General features: G+C 64.8%; 14 protein-coding genes. 6 read left to right on the forward strand and 8 right to left on the reverse strand.

Annotated elements, in window-relative coordinates:
• The first annotated feature begins 118 nt into the window (after positions 1-118).
• Positions 119-3,514 carry a pyruvate carboxylase gene (locus tag ACPFL9_RS08330; protein ID WP_426006967.1) on the forward strand — a complete coding sequence of 1,132 codons (3,396 nt, stop codon included), beginning with the start codon at positions 119-121 and terminating at the stop codon, positions 3,512-3,514.
• 78 nt (positions 3,515-3,592) lie between these two features.
• Here the strand turns inward: ACPFL9_RS08330 and ACPFL9_RS08335 are convergent, their stop codons facing one another.
• Positions 3,593-5,404, reverse strand: a complete 1,812-nt coding sequence (locus tag ACPFL9_RS08335) for an AMP-dependent synthetase/ligase (protein ID WP_426006968.1) — start codon at positions 5,402-5,404, stop codon at positions 3,593-3,595.
• Between the two features lie 187 nt (positions 5,405-5,591).
• Between ACPFL9_RS08335 and ACPFL9_RS08340 the strand changes: the two genes are divergently transcribed.
• The gene (locus ACPFL9_RS08340; RefSeq protein WP_426006969.1) at positions 5,592-6,650 is read left to right on the forward strand and encodes an ROK family protein; all 1,059 of its coding nucleotides are present in this window, start codon (positions 5,592-5,594) and stop codon (positions 6,648-6,650) included.
• 105 nt (positions 6,651-6,755) lie between these two features.
• On the opposite strand, the gene ACPFL9_RS08345 is transcribed toward ACPFL9_RS08340, so the two are convergent.
• The 3 genes from ACPFL9_RS08345 to ACPFL9_RS08355 are packed head-to-tail and all read right to left on the reverse strand — an operon-like array spanning position 6,756 to position 8,906.
• The gene (locus ACPFL9_RS08345; protein ID WP_426006971.1) at positions 6,756-7,331 is read right to left on the reverse strand and encodes a hypothetical protein; all 576 of its coding nucleotides are present in this window, start codon (positions 7,329-7,331) and stop codon (positions 6,756-6,758) included.
• Positions 7,318-8,121 (reverse strand): alpha/beta hydrolase, encoded by an 804-nt coding sequence (locus tag ACPFL9_RS08350; RefSeq protein ID WP_426006972.1) that lies wholly within the window; start codon positions 8,119-8,121, stop codon positions 7,318-7,320. The genes ACPFL9_RS08345 and ACPFL9_RS08350 overlap by 14 nt, the downstream gene beginning before the upstream one ends.
• Complete coding sequence (locus tag ACPFL9_RS08355; RefSeq protein WP_426006973.1) at positions 8,118-8,906, reverse strand: alpha/beta hydrolase; 789 nt, start codon at positions 8,904-8,906, stop codon at positions 8,118-8,120. The genes ACPFL9_RS08350 and ACPFL9_RS08355 overlap by 4 nt, the downstream gene beginning before the upstream one ends.
• A 106-nt stretch (positions 8,907-9,012) precedes the next feature.
• On the opposite strand from ACPFL9_RS08355, the gene ACPFL9_RS08360 reads away from it, so the two are divergent.
• Both ACPFL9_RS08360 and ACPFL9_RS08365 read left to right on the forward strand, forming a co-directional pair.
• A complete protein-coding gene (locus ACPFL9_RS08360) occupies positions 9,013-9,795 on the forward strand; it encodes a lysophospholipid acyltransferase family protein (RefSeq protein WP_426006975.1) in 783 nt (260 codons plus the stop codon).
• Between the two features lie 72 nt (positions 9,796-9,867).
• Positions 9,868-11,271, forward strand: a complete 1,404-nt coding sequence (locus tag ACPFL9_RS08365; RefSeq protein WP_426006976.1) for a class II 3-deoxy-7-phosphoheptulonate synthase — start codon at positions 9,868-9,870, stop codon at positions 11,269-11,271.
• 56 nt (positions 11,272-11,327) lie between these two features.
• Here the strand turns inward: ACPFL9_RS08365 and pknB are convergent, their stop codons facing one another.
• A complete protein-coding gene (gene pknB, locus ACPFL9_RS08370; protein WP_426006977.1) occupies positions 11,328-13,424 on the reverse strand; it encodes a Stk1 family PASTA domain-containing Ser/Thr kinase in 2,097 nt (698 codons plus the stop codon).
• 79 nt (positions 13,425-13,503) lie between these two features.
• Positions 13,504-14,847 carry a LysM peptidoglycan-binding domain-containing protein gene (locus ACPFL9_RS08375; protein ID WP_426006979.1) on the reverse strand — a complete coding sequence of 448 codons (1,344 nt, stop codon included), beginning with the start codon at positions 14,845-14,847 and terminating at the stop codon, positions 13,504-13,506.
• Between the two features lie 262 nt (positions 14,848-15,109).
• Here ACPFL9_RS08375 and ACPFL9_RS08380 point away from each other — a divergent pair, with 262 nt between their 5' ends.
• The gene (locus ACPFL9_RS08380; RefSeq protein ID WP_426006980.1) at positions 15,110-15,463 is read left to right on the forward strand and encodes an Rv2175c family DNA-binding protein; all 354 of its coding nucleotides are present in this window, start codon (positions 15,110-15,112) and stop codon (positions 15,461-15,463) included.
• Positions 15,464-15,542: 79 nt separating this feature from the next.
• Here the strand turns inward: ACPFL9_RS08380 and ACPFL9_RS08385 are convergent, their stop codons facing one another.
• Positions 15,543-16,637, reverse strand: a complete 1,095-nt coding sequence (locus ACPFL9_RS08385; protein ID WP_426006982.1) for a polyprenyl synthetase family protein — start codon at positions 16,635-16,637, stop codon at positions 15,543-15,545.
• Entirely contained in the window at positions 16,634-17,200 is a 567-nt protein-coding gene (locus ACPFL9_RS08390) for a hypothetical protein (protein ID WP_426006983.1), read from the reverse strand. The genes ACPFL9_RS08385 and ACPFL9_RS08390 overlap by 4 nt, the downstream gene beginning before the upstream one ends.
• A gap of 182 nt (positions 17,201-17,382) precedes the next feature.
• Here ACPFL9_RS08390 and dinB point away from each other — a divergent pair, with 182 nt between their 5' ends.
• A complete protein-coding gene (gene dinB / locus ACPFL9_RS08395) occupies positions 17,383-18,537 on the forward strand; it encodes a DNA polymerase IV (protein ID WP_426007516.1) in 1,155 nt (384 codons plus the stop codon).
• The last annotated feature ends 85 nt before the right edge of the window (positions 18,538-18,622 follow it).

Here is an 18,622-nt window from a genome sequence, read left to right on the forward strand (position 1 = left end):
ATATACAAGGCACATGACGATTACTTTGTGATGGTTGCCACAAAGATTTGTGTTTGATGCTGGCGAGACTACACACTGTGACCACCGACCGATCCACCCGCAATGATGCAGGAGAAGTATGTTTTCGAAAATTCTGGTGGCCAATCGCGGAGAAATCGCGATCAGGGCGTTTCGCGCTGGTTATGAACTGGGCGCCAAGACCGTTGCTGTCTTTCCGCACGAGGATCGTAACTCGATCCACCGGCAGAAGGCCGACGAAGCTTACCTGATCGGCGAGGTGGGCCACCCCGTCCGCGCTTATCTGGACGTTGAGGAGGTAGTCCGCGTCGCCAAGGAAGCCGGCGCCGACGCCATTTACCCCGGCTACGGGTTCCTCTCGGAGAATCCAGACCTGGCACGTGCCGCCAAAGCCGAAGGCATCACCTTCGTCGGTCCGCCGGCCGAGGTGCTGGAGCTGGCCGGCAATAAGGTTGCTGCCCTGGAGGCGGCCCGCAAGGCCGGCGTTCCCGTGTTGAAGTCGAGCAAGCCGTCCAAGGACCTGGACGAACTGATCGCTGCCGCGGACGAGATCGGTTTCCCCATTTTCGCCAAGGCCGTCGCGGGCGGCGGCGGCCGTGGCATGCGCCGCGTTGAAACCCGCGAGGCGCTCCCGGAGGCCCTGCAGTCCGCAATGCGCGAGGCTGATGCGGCCTTTGGTGACCCCACGATGTTCCTCGAGCAGGCCGTACTGCGTCCCCGCCACATCGAGGTACAGATCCTGGCCGACGCCGAAGGCAACGTCATGCATCTGTTTGAACGCGACTGTTCGCTGCAGCGCCGCCACCAGAAGGTGGTTGAGATTGCCCCGGCTCCCAACCTTGACGACAACATCCGCCAAGCCCTTTACCGGGACGCGGTGGCATTTGCCAAGGCACTGAACTACGTCAACGCCGGGACCGTCGAGTTCCTCGTGGACACCGAGGGCGCCCGTGCCGGACAGCACGTCTTTATCGAAATGAACCCCCGCATCCAGGTCGAGCACACCGTGACGGAGGAAATCACGGATGTGGACCTGGTCCAGGCGCAGATGCGCATCGCTTCCGGCGAGACCCTGGCCGACCTTGGCCTGAGCCAGGAGACCGTCTCGATCAAGGGCGCCGCTCTCCAATGCCGTATCACCACGGAAGACCCCGCCAATGGCTTCCGTCCCGATGTTGGAAAGATCACCGGTTACCGATCCGCTGGTGGCGCCGGTGTACGGCTCGACGGCGGTACCGTCTATTCCGGTGCCGAGATCAGCCCGCACTTCGACTCCATGCTGGTCAAGCTGACCTGCCGCGGCCGCGATTACCCGGCCGCGGTCGCCCGTGCACGGCGTGGCCTCGCGGAGTTCCGTATCCGTGGTGTCTCCACGAACATCCCCTTCCTCCAGGCTGTGCTGGCGGATCCGGACTTCAATGCCGGGAATGTGGCAACGGACTTCATCGACAAGCGCCCGGAACTGCTCAAGTCCCATATCTCGGCTGACCGTGGCACCAAGCTCCTGACATGGCTTGCCGATGTCACGGTGAACAAGCCCAACGGTGAACTGACGGTCCAGTCGGACCCCGCCAGCAAGCTGCCCGTCATCGACGGGCCCGTGCCCGCCTCGGGTTCACGCCAGCGTCTTCAGCAGCTTGGTCCGGAGGGATTCGCCAAGGCCCTGCGTGAGCAGGATGCCCTGGCTGTTACGGACACCACGTTCCGCGATGCGCACCAGTCGCTCCTGGCAACGCGCGTCCGCACCCGCGACCTCGTGGCCGCCGGCCCGGCCGTGACGGCTTTGTTGCCCGATTTGCTGTCCGTGGAGGCCTGGGGTGGTGCAACGTACGACGTCGCGCTCCGCTTCCTGGGCGAGGATCCCTGGGACCGCTTGGCTGCTTTGCGCCAGGCCCTGCCCAACACTTGCATCCAGATGCTTCTCCGCGGCCGCAATACGGTGGGCTACACGCCGTACCCGGAAGAGGTCACGGAAGCCTTCGTCAACGAAGCCGCGGCCACCGGCATCGATATCTTCCGTATCTTCGACGCCCTCAACGACGTCAACCAGATGGCCCCGGCCATCCGCGCCGTCCGTGCTACGGGGACTGCTGTTGCAGAGGTCGCCCTGTGCTACACGGGCAACTTGCTTGACCCGGAAGAGAAGCTGTACACGCTTGACTACTACCTGGACCTCGCGCAGAAGATCGTGGACGCCGGAGCCCACATCCTTGCCATCAAGGACATGGCAGGCCTCCTGCGTCCGGCTGCCGCGGCCAAGCTTGTTTCTGCTCTTCGTGAGCGCTTCGACCTGCCTGTCCACCTGCACACCCATGACACCGCAGGCGGCCAGCTCGCCACGCTGCTCGCAGCAGTTGAGGCGGGGGTCGACGCCGTCGACGTCGCCGCAGCGTCGCTGGCCGGCACCACGAGCCAGCCGGCAGCTTCCGCGCTCGTTGCCGCTTTGGCCAACACCCCGCGCGACACAGGCCTCAGCCTGGAGAACGTAGGCGCCCTTGAGCCGTACTGGGAAGCCGTCCGCCGCGTCTACGCGCCGTTCGAGTCAGGTCTTCCGGGCCCGACAGGCCGTGTCTACAAGCACGAGATTCCCGGTGGACAGCTGTCCAACCTCCGCCAGCAGGCCATTGCCCTCGGCCTGGGGGAGCAGTTCGAAGCGATCGAGGACATGTACACGGCGGCTGACCGCATCCTGGGCCGACTGGTCAAGGTGACGCCGTCGTCCAAGGTGGTGGGCGACCTCGCCCTGCACTTGGTGGGCCTCAATGCCGATCCGGCCGACTTCAACGAGAATCCGCAGAACTACGACATCCCCGATTCCGTGATCGGATTCCTGTCCGGCGAGCTGGGTGATCCTCCCGGAGGCTGGCCCGAGCCGTTCCGTACCAAGGCCCTCCAAGGCCGCAGCATCAAGGTGCGCGACGTCGAAATCAGTGCCGAGGACAGTGCAGCGCTGAAGGCGGACTCCAAGACCCGCCAGCAGACGTTGAACCGGCTGCTCTTCGCCGGCCCCACCAAGGACTACCAGAAGAGTGTCGAGACCTACGGAAACATCTCCGTGCTGGACACCCGTGACTACCTGTACGGCCTGCAGCGCGGTGCCGAGCACATCATCGAACTCGAGAAGGGCGTCCGGCTCATCGCGCAGCTGGAAGCCGTCTCCGAAGCTGATGAAAAGGGCATGCGCACCGTGATGTGTACGCTCAACGGCCAGTCCCGCCCGGTGGTGGTCCGCGACCGCTCCGTGGTGAGCAACGTCAAGGCGGCAGAGAAGGCCGATCCCGCGCAGCCGGGGCAGGTTGCCGCGCCGTTCGCCGGAGCCGTCACGGTCACCGTGAAGGTTGGCGACGAGGTCAAGGCCGGCGACACCGTGGCCACGATCGAGGCCATGAAGATGGAAGCCTCCATCACCACTCCGGTGGCAGGCACGGTTTCGCGCCTGGCTATCTCCGCCGTGGAGCAGGTCCAAGGTGGCGACTTGCTGCTGGTGATCGGCTAGCGATCGAACTCAAAGAACCCCGCCGGGAAGTTTCCCGGCGGGGTTCTTTTGTTGCTGCGGGTACCCGGCTGCAGGAGCCTAGGAAGCCCGGGGAGCGGAGTACATTTCCTCGATCACGGTGTCGAAATCCTTCATGACCTGGGCGCGCTTGACCTTGAGGGACGGCGTGAGGTGGCCGGAGGCCTCGGTAAAGTCCGACGGCACGATCCGGAAGGACTTGATGGCCTCGGCCTGTGACACTGACTGGTTGGCTTTGGTAATGAGGTCCTGGACCGCGGCCTTGACCACGGGGTGGCCCGTGGCTTCCGTCAGGGGCGTGCCGGCGGGCAACCCGTGCCGTTCCAGCCATCCCGGAAGCGCTTCTTCGTCGAGGGTGACCAGGGCGCCGATGAACGGACGGTTGTCTCCGACCACCAGGACCTGGGAAACGAGCGCGTCGGCGCGGATCTGGTCCTCGAGTTGCGCGGGAACCACGTTCTTGCCCCCGGCAGTCACGATGATTTCCTTCTTGCGTCCGGTGATCTTGAGGAAGCCGTTGCTGTCAAGTTCGCCGATGTCTCCCGTGCGGAACCAACCATCGATGAATGTCTCGTCCGTAAGGTCTTCCCTCTTGTAGTAGCCGCGCATGACGCACACGCCCTTGGCCAGGATCTCGCCGTCGTCGGCGATCTTCACGGCGTTGCCCGGAAGCGGTGCACCTACCGTTCCGATCCGGATCATCGACGGCGTGTTGACCGACACCGGCGCCGTGGTTTCGGTCAGGCCGTAGCCTTCCAGGATCTGGAGACCGATGCCCTGGAAGAAATGGCCCAGCCGCTCACCCAGGGGACCGCCGCCGGAGACGGCGTGGGCTACATGGCCGCCCATGGCTGCCCGCAGCTTGCTGTAGACCAGTTTGTCGAACAGTGCATGCTTGACCTTGAGGCCCAGGCCCACCGATCCGGCCTGGCGTGCCTTGGAATACGCGATGGCAGTGTCCACGGCCCGGTGGAAAATTGCACCCTTGCCGCCGTCTTCGGCCTTGGTCAACGCCGAGTTGTAGACCTTCTCGAAGACGCGTGGAACGGCGAGGATGAACGTGGGCTGGAAGCTTTGGAGGTCCGCGAGGAGGTTCTTGATGTCCGGAGTGTGCGCCACCTTGACACCGCCGGCCACGGCCAGCACGGAGATAAAGCGTGCGAATACGTGGGCCAGGGGGAGGAACATGATGGTCTTGGCGGACTCGTTGATGATCTCGCCCAGGGCGGCCCTGGCGTTCTCTGACAATTCCACAAAGTTGCCATGCGTCAGTTCACAGCCCTTGGGGCGGCCGGTGGTTCCCGAGGTGTAGATGATGGTGGCCAGGTCCGAGAGACCGGCGGCGGACCTGCGGGCTTCGAGTTCCTCATCCGTGACGCCGGCTCCGGCGGCACGCAGGGCGTCAAGGCCTGCGCCCTCCAACTGCCACACGTTGGTCACGGAAGAAATGTCTTCGGCGGCCACGGCCTGCCTGATGATGTCCTCGTGATGGGCTGCCTCGCCGAAAGCGGCAACGGCGCCGGAGTCGCCGAGGTTCCAGGCGACCTGCGACGGTGACGAGGTTTCATAGATCGGCACGGAAACCGCACCGGCATGCCAGATCGCGAAGTCCACCAACGACCACTCGTAGCGGGTCCGGGACATGATGCCCACCCGATCGCCGGCTCCTACGCCATGGGCCATCAGGCCCTTGGCGAGTGCGGTGACATCGGCCAGGAAATCGCTGGCACGGATGTCCTGCCACTGGCCGTTGGCGTCCAGTTTGGCAAAGAGCGCCGGGTTGGATGGCTTGGCAGCTTCCCGGACCAGGAGGTCCGTGATGTTGGTTTCAGGGGCGACATTGACGAGGGGAGGAACACTGATTTCACGCACGGTAGCTCCTTTGATATCCACGGGCCACGAGGGGGCTGCTTCCACTCTAGTATGCCCACTCGCGGAGGTGTGTCCTATTTCACCTACTGGCGGGTAACTTTACGGATTGGCGGGCGTTCCGGGCAACTTGGCGCCATCTTCGCCGGAGGATGAAGTCTGGAGCGGGCGGTCCGAATAGGATGTTGGGATGCCCCCACTTCGGTCCACTTTCCGCGCCCGGCCCAAGCCTCCCGTCGCCGCCCGGAAGGACGTTCCCTGGGCTGCCAGGAGGAGCCATCTCGGTCGGAGGGGCCTGGCCATTGGAATCGACATCGGCGGCACCAAGGTAGCGGCCGGCGTGGTCGATGCCGACGGCAGGGTCCTGGCGGAGGCCCGGCGTTCGACTCCGGGTTCGGATCCCCGCGCCGTGGAGCAAACCATCGTGGAACTTGTCGCAGAGCTCAGCAGCGTGCACAGGATCGCTTCGGTCGGCATCGGTGCCGCCGGGTGGATGGACCTCGACGGCGGCACGGTGCTTTTCAGTCCGCATCTCGCCTGGCGCAACGAGCCCCTGCGGGAAAACCTGCAGAACCTCCTCCGGCGCCCGGTCCTCCTGACCAATGATGCCGACGCCGCCGCCTGGGCGGAGTGGCGTTTCGGCGCCGGGCAAGGGGAGAGCCGGCTGGTCTGCATCACGCTGGGCACCGGCATTGGCGGGGCCATGGTTCTGGACGGTCGCGTGGAACGTGGCCGGTACGGGGTTGCCGGCGAGTTCGGGCACCAGATCATCTTTCCCGGCGGCCACCGCTGTGAATGCGGCAACCGCGGGTGCTGGGAGCAGTATGCCTCCGGCAATGCCCTGGGGCGCGAAGCCCGCCAACTGGTACGGACCAACTCCCCTGAAGGCCGGGCACTACTTGCCAAGGCCGGTGGCACGGCCGACAACATCACCGGCGCTGCCGTGACGGCACTAGCCCTGGCGGGAGATGCCACCTCCCGGGAACTCCTGGCCGACCAAGGCGAATGGCTCGGGCTGGGCCTGGCCAATCTCGCAGCCTCCCTGGACCCCGGCATGTTCGTGATCGGGGGAGGGCTGTGCGACGCCGGCGAACTGCTGGCCGGCCCCGCCAGGGAAGCCTTCGCCAAGAACCTGACCGGACGGGGCTTCCGTCCCATGGCCAGGATCGAGCTGGCCGCCCTGGGTCCCCGGGCGGGCATGATCGGTGCCGCCGACCTCTCGCGCGTCAGCGGCCGGGCCCACAACTGACGCCTGCGTCGCCTGACGCCCCGCCGCCTGGCACCTCAGCGCGCCGCCGGCAGCACCCCGGGAGGTCCTGCTACGGAAGGGTATGCCGGGGTGCGGATCCGCGCCTCAGATGCGGGCGCCGTCGTCGTCCTCGTCCTTTTCGTGCGGGAGGCGCATGATCAGGTAGATCACCGAGGCCACGAATGCCGCCACGATCCCGAGGATGGCAGCCAGAGGCGCCGAACGCCAGAACATGGCCGTGAACAGCAAAGCAAGCGGACCCCCCACAGCGCCCAGCCAGGCGAGCATGGTGAGCGGCTCGGTGCCGGCCAGGCTCGGGGGCTCTTCCGGGACGAACCCGTCATCGTCGTCGTCCACCTCGAAATCCCGTGGCCCGGATGGGCGGCCCTGCTCCTCCGCGGGGACGGCAGCAGCTTCCGCTGAGGCGGGCGTGGTTGCCGGGGCAGCCAGGCCCAGCGGGTCAAAGTCCCGAAAGGCTTTGGGCCGGTCACCGGCACCCGGCGCCGGCGTCGGGGCAGAGGGAGTGCCGTCCGCATCTGACGCCGTGGCGTCATCTGGAGCGGAGCCCGGACCGGGACCGGAATCCGTAGCTTCCAGTCGTGCCACCAGGTCCAGCCAGACCGCATCGTCGTCGTCGTTGTTGGCGCTCTGGTCCGGTGAGTTGGAGTCAGGCCTGTTCACTGGCTGTTTCCTTTGCGGGGGAGGTCTCGACGCCGGTCAGCGCGGCCATGGTCTTGTGGATGAACTGGACGGTGCCCGCAAAGATCTCCGGAGCATCGTTGTCCAGCGTTGCCACGTGATGGCTGTTCTTCAGGTAGGAGATGTCAACCGGCGCGTTGACCTTCGCGCGGAGAAAATCAAGGCTCGCCTGCGAGATGACGTTGTCCACCGTGGACTTGAAGACGCGGACCGGAGAGCTGATGCGGGGGAGGATGGCGGCTGTGTCCTTGTACATCAGCTTCAACTGGTGCGCTGCTGCCACTGGGGTCCGTGCATAGGCGCCCTCGTCCTGGTCCGGTTTGAGGATGTCGTTGGCGATCGCCGGCGTGGTCTTCACGACGTACTTCAGGGCAGCCACGATCACGGCACGGGGATCGTCCAGGACAAGGCCCGGATTCACCACGATCGTGCCGGCCACGGGGCGCGTCGCGGCGATCCTCAGGGCGAGGGTGCCACCCATGGACAGGCCGGCAGCGAAGACGTAGTCGCACTCCGCTGCAAGCTCCCGGTAGGCAGCATCCACCGCGTGATGCCATTCCCGCCAGGAACGACGGGACATGTCCTGCCACGTGGTTCCGTGCCCCGGCAGCAGCGGAAGCCGGACCGCATAGCCTGCTGCCGCCAGATGTTCGGCCCAGGGCCGCACGCTGTGCGGGCTCCCCGTGAACCCATGCGACATCACCACACCCACGCGGGCCCCCGAACCGGACCAGGCGCTGAGGAAGGGTGACGGGTCAGGACGTGTTTTCATGATGACTCCGAGGCTACTCTGTCTGCGGCGTGACGGCGGAAGAAGTGGGTGGATTCTGTAAAGATCGTGGGCGCGTCCACGTCCAGCGTGGCAACATGGCCGCTCTCCGGAAGAGTGACCACCTCCAGGCGGGAGGGGTCCAGGTGCTTTTTGATCAAGGCCAGGGAGGTGGGGGGAATAACGCCGTCCACGGCCGACTTGAAGACCAACGCCGGCGCCTGGACCTTTGGCAGGGCACGGGCAGCGTGCCGGAACAGCTTCTTGAGTTCGTGCACGGATGATAAAGGTGTCTTGGAGTAGTCCCCGTCCTCGGTGGGGGCAGCGGTCGGTTTCTCCTCCTCGATGGGAGTTGTGGTGCGCATGATGTACTTCAGGGCACCAACGTACCGGACCCGGCGGTCATAGAAACTGAGCCCGGGATTGACCAGGACCAGGCCGGAAACCTCGTGCAGGGACGCCGTGCGCAGTGCTACCGCGCCGCCCATGGAAAGCCCGGCCACAAAGCAGTGCTCTGTCTGTCCGGCCAGCTCAAGGTAGCTGCGCTCGAACGTCCGGTACCAGTCCTGCCAGCGCGTTGTCGCCAGGTCGTGCCAGCTGGTGCCGTGTCCGGGGAGCAAGGGGACGGAGACGGCGAAACCCTGCGCAGCCAAATGCTCAGCCCACGGCAGCACGCTCAATGGACTGCCGGTGAATCCGTGGCAGATGGCGATGCCGGTGGAGGCATTGCTGCCGTGTCCGGGATGGTGGAAGGCGAGCGGCGCTGCGGGAGGAGTGCTTTCCGTCATGGCACCATCGTGTCACTGTTCCTGACATTTCACACTGAAGTAGGGTTGCAGTGAATACTGTCCGGTAGCCCGGAATATGCCAGCACTCCGCCGTGGGAGGACCACCGTGTTCTATTGGGTCATGAAGAGGATCTTCCTTGGTCCCATCGTCAAACTGCTGTTCCGGCCATGGGTCAAGGGACTGGACAATGTCCCTGGGCAGGGGCCGGCCATCCTCGCCTCCAACCATTTGTCCTTCTCGGACTCGATCTTCCTGCCCCTGATGGTGAACCGGCCCGTGATTTTCCTGGCGAAGTCCGAGTACTTCACCGGCAAGGGCATCAAGGGCAGGCTCACAGCGCTCTTTTTCAGGCTGAGCAACCAGCTCCCGATGGACCGTTCCGGCGGCGCGGCCTCCGAGATGTCACTGCAGGCAGGCAAGGACGTCCTGCACTCCGGGGGGCTCCTGGGGATCTACCCGGAGGGGACCCGCAGCCCGGACGCCCGGCTCTACCGCGGCAAGGTCGGAGTGGCCAAGCTTGCCCTCCAGACGCGGGTGCCGGTTGTTCCCGTGGCGATGATCGGAACCGAAAAAGTCCAGCCCATCGGAAAGCGACTCCCAAACATCCGGCGCATCGGCCTGATCTTCGGGCAGCCTTTGGACTTCAGCCGCTATTACGGGATGGAGGAAGACAGGCACATCCAGCGTGCCGTCACCGACGAAATCATGTACGAGCTGATGCGGTTGTCCGGCCAGGAATACGTGGACGAATACGCCGCGGTGGTCAAGGCCAGGCTGGCCGGCAAGGGCCCGGAACCGGTAGAGAAAATCGAAGCCGCCCAGGAAGCCGCCACGGACATCGCCGATGACAGGGACGAGCCCCGGGACAACGGAACCAGAGCCGGGTGACTGTGACGCCTGCGGCCGGATCAGTTACGCCCGCAGTGCCCCAACCGGCGCCGGGGCTACTACTCTTGTAGGGTGACTGAGCTAACCGCGAACACCGCACCATCCGTAGCAGACCCCCTCGCCAGCACCGCCCAGAGCGGCGCTGCGAACTATCCCGGCCTGGATGCCTGGCGCGACCTGCCGATCTCCCAGCAGCCCACGTGGTCTGACGCCGAAGTTTTCAAGGCCTCGGTGAAGGAACTCTCCGTGGTCCCGCCCCTGGTCTTCGCCGGAGAAGTGGATGTCCTTCGTGAGCGCTTGGCCGCTGCAGCACAGGGAAAGGCCTTCCTGCTCCAGGGAGGCGACTGCGCGGAAACCTTTGAGGCCGCCACGGCCGACAAAATCAGTGCGAGGGTCAAAACCATCCTGCAGATGGCGGTCGTCCTCACCTACGGTGCAGCCATGCCCGTCATCAAGATGGGACGCATGGCAGGCCAGTTCGCCAAGCCCCGCTCCTCCAACGATGAAACCCGCAACGGCGTCACGCTTCCTGCCTACCGCGGAGACATCGTCAACGGCTACGATTTCACCCCCGAATCACGGGCGCACGATGCCGGCCGGATGCTGCAGGCGTACCACACCTCCGCCTCCACGCTGAACCTCATCCGCGCCTTCACGCAGGGTGGCTTCGCGGACCTTCGCCTGGTCCACCAGTGGAACAAGGGCTTCACTGAGAACCCGGCCCATGCGCGCTACGAGTCGCTGGCCCGCGATATTGACCGCGCTATCTCGTTCATGGATTCGTGCGGGGCGGACTTTGAAGCCCTCAAGCGCGTCGAGTTCTTCGCGAGCCACGAAGCCCTCCTGCTGGACTACGAGCGGGCGCTGACCCGCATCGACTCCCGTACTGGCCTGCCTTATGACACCTCCGCGCACTTCCTGTGGATCGGGGAGCGCACCCGCGAACTCGACCACGCCCACGTGGACTTCCTGTCCCGCGTGCGCAACCCGATCGGCGTCAAGCTCGGCCCCACCACCACGGGCGATGACGCCCTGCGCCTGATCGACAAGCTGGACCCCAACCGCGAACCCGGACGCCTCACGTTCATCACCCGGATGGGCGCCCGGAACATCCGCGAGAAGCTGCCCGCCGTCGTCGAACGCGTCACGGACTCCGGTGCGCAGATCCTCTGGGTCACCGATCCCATGCACGGCAACACGGTCACGTCGCCCAACGGCTACAAGACGAGGAACTTCGACGACGTCATTGACGAAGTCCGCGGCTTCTTCGAGGTGCACCACTCCCTGGGAACCGTTCCGGGCGGCTTGCACGTCGAGATGACCGGCGACGACGTCGCCGAGTGCCTGGGTGGCGCAGACCCCATCGACCAGGACGCGTTCCTGGACCGCTACGAGTCGGTCTGTGATCCGCGGTTGAACCACATGCAGTCACTGGAGATGGCGTTCCTCGTGGCAGGAGCGCTTGCCAAGCGGTAAACGCCCACGCAAAAAAGAGGCGGCCCGGTGATATCCGGGCCGCCTCTTTGCTCGTTCTAGACCACCGTCAGGGTGATGACGGAACCTTCTGGAACTTCCTTGTCCACCGGGTTTTGGTCGCGGACGGTACCGAAGAATCCGCCCAGGATCTCGTTCAGCCTGACCTCGAAGCCCAGCTTCTTCAGTTCCTTTTCGGCGTCGTCCGCTTGCTTGCCGATGAAGCTGGGCACCTTCACCATCCTGGGTCCCTTGGAGAGGGTCAGGGTGACGGATTCGCCGCGCACCAAGGTTCCATTGGCAGGCGTCTGGGACACTACGGACCCCTTGGGGACCGACTTGTCGTTGACGGTCTCAGGAGCTATGACAGCCTTGAGCCCGGCATCCTGGATCGCCTTGACGGCGGCGTCCTGCGGCAAGCCCCGCACGTCCGGGACGGGAAGGGGCTGTGGTCCCTTGGACACCGCCAGCGCCACCGGGGTGCCGTGCCGTACCTCCGTGCCTTTGGCCGGGTCCTGGGACAGGACGACGCCGGCCGGTACTTTGTCGTCGTACGCCGCAGTGACGTTTCCCAAGGCCATTTCGGCGGCGTTCAACGCAGATTTTGCCTGGTCGAGGGTCACCCCGGCGAGGTCCGGCAACGGGAACAGCTGCGCCCCTTTGGAAACGTACAGGGTGATGGGCTGGAACTTCCTGACCACCGATCCTGCTTCCGGCCGGGTTCCGACCGTCAGACCAGCCTCGACGTCGTCGTCAAACACATCCTGTGGCTCGGACTGGAACCCTGCTGTCCGGAGCAACTGCTGGGCTTCGGCCACGGTCTTGTTCTTGACCTCGGGGACGGTGCCCGGCGATCCCGGCCCCATACCGAAGAACCATCCGGCCGAGCCGGCCAGGAGCGCCAGGATGACGATGACCAAGGTCCAGATAAGGCCCCGCCGGCGGGGGTTGCCTTCACGCAGGGGCCTGACAGGTGTCGCCGCGGCGCGGGCCTGGTCCTTGGCGCGTTGACGCTCAAGTTTTTTGAGTTCGCGCTTGCCTGGCTGGCGTTCGTCATAAGCGGCGGGTGGGAGCGCGATGCGGTTGCCGGGCTCCCGGTAGCCCGTCCCGCCGGCCGTGCCCATCACGGTGGTGGGGTTGCTTTGATGGGAAATGAACTCCGTGGGTGACGCGGTGGTGGCAATTGCCTCGGTAGGGTGCTCCTGCGTCTGCCGGGCGCCATGGCCAGTGTGAGTGGCGGCAGCAAACCCTACGGGGCCGGCACCGGCGGGGGAAAGCGGCTTGTAGGACGGCTGACGGAGGTCCAACTGGGCGTCACTGAGCGTGGTCCGGATATGGCGCAGCTCCGACAGAAGGGCTGCTCCGTCCACGGGCCGGTTTTCGGCATCCGAAGCCGTGCACCACTGGACCAGTTCGTCCAGGTCCTGCGCCAGGCCGGGCGCCACCTCCGACGGGCGGGGCACCATTGAGTTCACGTGCTGGTAGGCGACCTGGATGGGGGTTTCGCCGGCATAGGGTTGCTTTCCGGTCAGCATTTCAAAGAGCATGATGCCGGCGGAGTAAATGTCGCTGCGGGCATCTGCTGCCTTGCCGAGGACCAGTTCGGGGGCCAGGTACGCCACGGTCCCTATCAAAGCTCCGGTGCTGGTGGTTGCGGTGACGGCACGTGCCAGCCCGAAATCGCCCACTTTGATACGGCCGTCATCGGCGATGAGGACGTTCTCCGGTTTCACGTCCCGGTGGATCAGTCCGGCCGCATGCGCAGCCGCCAGGCCTTCCACGACGGGATCGATCAGCGCCAGCGCCAGGCGCGGGGGGAGCGCACCCTGCTCATCCAGGACATCGCGGAGGGTCCGGCCTTTGACGTACTCCATGACCAGATATGCGATGTGGCCGTCTTCCCCCTGGTCCAGCACACCCACAACATGGGGGTGGGAGAGGCTCGCGGCGGCTTTCGCCTCCCTGCTGAGGCGTTCCAGGAAGGTGTGGTCATTGGCAAGGTGTGGATGCAGGACCTTGAGCGCAACGTCCCGCTCAAGGCGCTGGTCGGTCGCCAGGTAGACGGTGGACATGCCACCCCGCGCGAGACGGGAACGGACACCGTAGCGGCCGTCCACGGTGGTCCCGATCAGGTGGTCCTGCAGTGGTTCTTGCACCCTACGATCCTAATCGAGGCAGGGAAGAGGCCCGAATCCACAGGCGGATCCGGGCCTCGTCCACGGGTAGGTAAACGGCTTAGCCAAAGGTGCGCTGGCGGGCCTTGATCGATTCGACGTAGCGCTTGGTGTCGTCATACATGCCGTACTTGCTGACCGAGTACTGGCCTTGGTAGTAACCGGCGATCGCAGTATCCAGGTCCTTGCTGGTGGCGATGAGGGCACGGATGATGGCCACCCCCGCAGTCACGTTGTCATAGGGGTCCAGGAGATTGAGCTTGCGGCCCACCAGATCGGAGGCCCATTGGCCGGACGACGGAATGACCTGCATGGTGCCGATGGCGTTCGCGGGAGAGACTGCACGCTGGTCGAAGCCGGACTCCTGTTCGGCAAAGGCCAGTGCCAGGGACGGGCTGACCCCCATGCGCCGGGCCGTGTCCGCCACGATGGTCTTCATTTCAGCGCGGCTGGGTACGGGCGAGGCGTTCAGCAGGGCCTTGTTCTCATTGGCGGAGCTGACAACAGCGGGCGGGTAGGTGAAGCCGAGGAATGAGCTGGGAACAAGTGGCTTGGTCTCACCGGCCGGCTGGATGGAGGAAGTCCCCGGAATGGTGAGTTTTTGGCCCGGGTAGATGACGGTCGTGGCAGTCACGTTGTTGTTCGCAGCCATCAGGGCGGACAAAGTGACCCCATGCCGGGAAGCGATGGAGCTCAGGGTGTCGCCTGCCTTGATGGTGTACGTCCCGGAGCCGGCCTGCTGTGCGGGTGCGGGCGCCGGAGCGGGTGCAGGTGCCGGCGCTGCCGGAGTTGAGGAGCCGCCGCTGACCTTGATCTTTTGTCCGGGATAGATGATGGAGCTGCCGTTGAGTCCATTCCAGCTGAAGATGCTGGACAGGGGGACGCCGTGGCGTGCAGCGATCGCTCCCAGGGTGTCCCCGGAGACCACAGTGTAGGTGGCGGCTCCGGTAGCCGGAGCAGGCGCGGGAGCGGCGGGCTGCTGCGGGGCGGCCGGAGCGGAGCCCTTGAGCTTCAGGGTTTGTCCGGGGTAGATCAAGGTGGTGGGCGTCAGTTTGTTCAGCTGGAGGACCTCGCCGGTATCAAGGTTGAAACGCTTGGCGATGGCGCTGACCGTGTCGCCCCGGACGATCGTGTACGTATCCGGCACCGCGGGGGCCATGGGTCGCAGGGCGGCGGGAAGGGCGGAGGCAACTGCCTGAGCCGGAATAACGGTTCCGGCCTGCGTTGCCTGCGCCTGGATGGCGGCTGCCAGGGTTGCCGGGATCTTCCGCGGCTGTGGGGCCGGCGCGGCTGTTGCGGGCTGGGCCAAGGCAAGCGAGGACAGGACCACAGCAGGAAGCGCAGCCGTGGTTGCCGCTATGACCGGCATGCTCATGGTTCGTTTCGTCGAGGGGGGCGTGGTCATGGAATTGTGTCCTCATCTCGGCAGCGGGGGAGTTGGGATGATACCGCTGTTACCAGTGTTGCCAATGTTACAGATGTTATCAATGGTGCAAGAGTGATCAATGTGAATCTCTCACACTTATCCCATCGGCACAACAATTCGCCATGTTCGTAAATCCGGGCGGTAATTATGCGAATGCAAAAGGCGCTTTTCGGCGCCAGGGCCCAAACCGCCGTCGTCGTCCGGCTAGGCGAGTGGCAGGCAGGCGTGGCAACCTTGATCCGTGAGTAATGTAGAAAGCCTTGTTTCTGACTGGATGCCGTTGCCGGATGTCGCCGAACTGCTGGGCGTCACCGTCACCAAAGTCCATGGATTGCTGGACGAGCGGGCCCTGGTGGCCATCCGCCGCGGAGAGCGCAATATCCGCTCGATCCCCGCGCTGTTTTTGCAGGACGGGCACGTGGTGGACAGCCTCAAGGGAACCATCGCCGTCCTCAGCGACGCCGGTTATAACGACGAAGAACTCATCACCTGGCTGTTTACGGCCGATGAATCACTCCGCGGACGTCCGATTGATGCGCTGCGTGAAGGGCGTAAGACAGAAATCCGTCGCCGGGCCCAGTCCCTGGCCTGGTAACAGGTCTTCCTCCCACCGAAATTAACAAGCACGACGGCGGTTCTTGACCGCCGTCGTCATGTTTCCAATGCTGGCCTGCTTAGGCCGCGCGGCTCACCGCGGCCTCCGCCAGGTGGCGCAAAGCCGTCAGAGGCAATTCCTCAAGGGGAAGCTGTTCCAGTCCCGCAAAGGCCTCGTTGCTCAAATCGGCGATGAGCGACTCGGTGGCGTCGAGTGCTCCCGAGTCCACCATGATGCGCCGGATGTCGCCCACTTCTTCTTCGCTGAGGTCCGGCTTGCCCAGGGCAGCATCGAGGTAGGCGGCCTGGTCGTTGGAGGCCATGTTCAGTGCGAACCCCACCAAGACGGTGCGCTTGCCCTCGCGGAGGTCGTCCCCGGCCGGCTTTCCAGTGGTTTCAGGATCGCCAAAGACACCCAGGACGTCGTCCCGCATCTGGAATGCCTCGCCCAGGGGAAGTGAGAACCGCGAGTAAGCGTCCAGCAGGTCGTGCGGGGCCCCGGCAAGGGCGCCACCCAGCCCCAGCGGGTGTTCGGTGGAGTACTTGGCCGACTTGTACCTGATGATGGATCTGGCCCGGTCGACCGAGCCTTTGGAATCCCGGACCGGTCCGGCCACTTCCTCCAGGATGTCGAGGTACTGCCCTGCCATGACCTCTGCCCTCATCAGGTTGAAGATGCGGCGGGCGTCTGTTCCTGCGGCGGCACGGCTGCCAATGCGGGTGAAGGCCTCTTCGCTGAAGGAGAGGCAGAGATCGCCGGTGAGGATGGCTGCCGCGTGGCCAAAACGCTCATTGTCCAGTGCCCAGCCGCTGGCCTCGTGAAGCTGGCTGAAGCGACGGTGGACACTGGGTCCGCCACGGCGTGTATCGGAGCGGTCGATGATGTCGTCGTGGATCAGGGCTGCGGCCTGGAAGAGTTCGAGGGCACACCCGGCGGTGAAGATGCGGGGATCGCCTGCCGCGCCTCCTGCGCCCCTCCAACCCCAGTAGCAAAGCTGGGCGCGCAACCGTTTCCCGCCGGTGACCAAGGTGGAAATGGAGGTAACCAGGGGGTCGACGTCGGGGGACACCGTCGCCATGAGCTCCCGCTGCGCCTCAAGGAATCCTGTGAGTTCCTCCGAGACGCCGGCAATGAACCGGCCCTGCTCCGAGTGGAGTTGTTCGTTCCGGGTCACTTGACGGACCCGGCGGCCACATTGGCTCCGATGGTGAACGTGGAAACGCCTTCCTTCTGCCGCACTGACAGATTGACGGTCTCGCCGTCACCCCTGATGAAATCGATCGACGTGACGTTTCCCACAGCTTCCTGGCCCGGAACAACCTTGAACCCCTGAGCTTCGAGGGATGCCTTGTAGTAGTCCACCACTCCTTCCGGGGGAGCTTTGACCGTACCCACGAGGGCAACGGTGGCGGGGGAAGCGTTCTTGTCCACGCTGCTGGAGCGGACCGACGTTTTGGGCATCACCGGAATCAGTTGTTCCGGAAATCCCGGCACCAAGGCGCCCACGGTTGCGGTGGCGCCCGGAACCGGGGAGGCCGAGCCTTCCGGCGGCGTGGTTTGAGCCGTTGTTGCAGTGCCGGACGGGGAAGGGGACACGGAAGAGTTGGTGCTGGTGGTCCCTGACGGGCTGGGTGCAGCCGAACCGCCCGGCGAGGGTGTGCATGCGGAAACTGCGACCGCGATGCTCACTGCGAGCAGGGCGAAACCTCGGGATGGAGGAGTTCGAAAGGGCTTCACAGGGGTATCCTTCCTCTGGCTGACGCCGGACTGTGCCTCCAGTTTAGTCAGTGACCGGGCATAGTATTGCCGTTGTGAGTCAGGAAGCATCAGGTGGCGCGTCGGGCGGAGCGCAGGGAGTGCCACCCGTCTCCGGAGACGCCCTCCGGAAGCTCCGCCGAACAAGCATCCTGCACGTGGACATGGACGCTTTCTTCGTCTCGGTCGAGCTCCGGAACCGCCCGGATCTGCGCGGCAAGCCGGTGATCGTGGGCTTCCCGGCCGAACGCTCCGTAGTCCTGTCTGCCTCCTATGAAGCCAGGGCCACGGGGGTCAAGTCGGCCATGCCCATGTCGATCGCCATGCGGCGGTGCCCCTCGGCAGTGATCATCAATCCGCGGCACAAGCTGTACTACGAGGTCTCCGCGCAGATCATGGAGATCTTCTCCTCGATCACCGACCTCGTGGAACCCCTGAGCGTGGACGAGGCCTTCCTTGATGTGGGCGGAGCCATCCGTCGCCTTGGACCGCCCCTGGACATAGGCCACCTGATCAGACGAACGGTGTGGAAGGAGCTTGGCATCACGGCATCCGTCGGCGTCGCCGCCACCAAGTTCGTGGCGAAGATCGCCTCCACGAGGTGCAAGCCGGACGGGATCCTCATGATCGACGCCGACCACACCGTTCCCTACCTGCACAGCCTGCCGGTGAACGCGCTCTGGGGGGTGGGTGGAAAGACCGCGGAGGTCCTCGCCCGTTTGGGCATCCGCACCGTGGCGGACGTCGCCGCCACGCCGGTAGCTTCCCTGCGGAAAGTCCTGGGTGCGGGCGGCGAGCATGTCCACCGGCTCTCCTTGGGGATAGACCCCAGGCCGGTCACCGCCGTCCGGCTCGAAAAGAGCATCGGTGCGGAAGAGACCTTCTCCACGGACACCGCAGACGACGCTTTGCTGCACCGGGAGTTGCTCAGGTTGTCGCACAGGACGGCCGCACGGCTGCGGAGCTCCGGAATGCTTGCCAGGACTGTTGCCCTCAAGCTCCGCTTTGCCGATTTCTCCACCGTGACACGCAGCAAGACCGTGCAGACGCCCATGGACAGTGCGCAGCTGATCTACCAGGTTGCTGTCCAGTTATTGGAGTCGTTGGGTTCGCGGCCCATGGCTGTTCGCCTGGTGGGTGTCCGCGCCGAGCAGTTGGAGCACGCAGGACAGACATCCCTGCAACTCAGCCTCGACCGCAGGGACGACAACTGGAGGGCCGCTGAACAGGCTCTGGACCGGGTGGCTGAACGGTTTGGCTCCAAAACGCTCCTTCCGGCCAGGCTGCTGGAGCCGGGCAAGCCACAGGAGGGTCCGTGACGTGTCCCATAACACCCCTTCGGGGCCTTCCGGCTGTCTTTCAGAACCGCCCGCGACAAACTATCCTAATTAGTACAGATATTTA

Source organism: Paenarthrobacter sp. NyZ202, from assembly GCF_049860755.1.
Classification (GTDB): Bacteria; Actinomycetota; Actinomycetes; order Actinomycetales; family Micrococcaceae; genus Arthrobacter.

Bases quoted from the DNA above. Each gene is read 5' to 3' on its own strand.
- ACPFL9_RS08355 (WP_426006973.1), bottom strand. From the start codon at position 8,906: ATGACGGAAAGCACTCCTCCCGCAGCGCCGCTCGCCTTCCACCATCCC.
- ACPFL9_RS08340 (WP_426006969.1), top strand. From the start codon at position 5,592: ATGCCCCCACTTCGGTCCACTTTCCGCGCCCGGCCCAAGCCTCCCGTC.
- ACPFL9_RS08375 (WP_426006979.1), bottom strand. From the start codon at position 14,847: ATGACCACGCCCCCCTCGACGAAACGAACCATGAGCATGCCGGTCATA.
- ACPFL9_RS08330 (WP_426006967.1), top strand. From the start codon at position 119: ATGTTTTCGAAAATTCTGGTGGCCAATCGCGGAGAAATCGCGATCAGG.
- dinB (WP_426007516.1), top strand. From the start codon at position 17,383: ATGGACGCTTTCTTCGTCTCGGTCGAGCTCCGGAACCGCCCGGATCTG.
- ACPFL9_RS08350 (WP_426006972.1), bottom strand. From the start codon at position 8,121: ATGAAAACACGTCCTGACCCGTCACCCTTCCTCAGCGCCTGGTCCGGT.